The following is a 437-nucleotide window of genomic DNA, read 5'->3' as shown; positions in this document are numbered from 1 at the left end:
GCAACACGACTAAATTCTGTGTAAGCAGAAGGAGTGTTGCAGATGAAGCAGAGACCTCGGATCTATTACACCGAAAGCCAGAAAAAACTGATGTGGGATCACTGGCAGAAAGGCGACTCTCTCCAGCACATCGCCCAACTATTTGATCGAAACCATTCATCGATACAGCGCATCTTGGCGGAAACAGGCGGTATCAGACCCGCTGTACGCCGCAGATCCAGATTGGCGCTGACGTTGTCTGAGCGTGAAGAGATTTCGCGTGCCGTGGTGGCAGGTAACTCGATCCGTTCCATGGCTGCGTTGCTAGGGCGAGCAGCCTCTACGATCAGCCGTGAGATCAGACGCAACGGTGGCCAAGGATGCTACCGGGCTAATCAAGCTGATCAGGCTGCCTGGGATCGCGCCCATCGACCCAAGGTCTGCAAACTTGTTGAGAA

1 protein-coding gene is annotated in these 437 nt (G+C 54.0%); it reads left to right on the top strand.

What is annotated here, in order from left to right; all coding sequences use genetic code 11:
- Nucleotides 1–42: 42 nt before the first annotated feature.
- A partial coding sequence (locus tag ACM6I7_RS16890) for a helix-turn-helix domain-containing protein (RefSeq protein WP_414888915.1) occupies nt 43–437 on the top strand: 395 nt, incomplete at its 3' end.

It is taken from the genome of Pseudomonas sp. IT-93MI4 (genome assembly GCF_949767635.1).
GTDB lineage: Bacteria > Pseudomonadota > Gammaproteobacteria > Pseudomonadales > Pseudomonadaceae > Aquipseudomonas > Aquipseudomonas putida_A.
The sequence above is the reverse complement of the archived record's forward strand: the minus strand, read 5'-3'. Positions and strand labels throughout refer to the sequence as shown.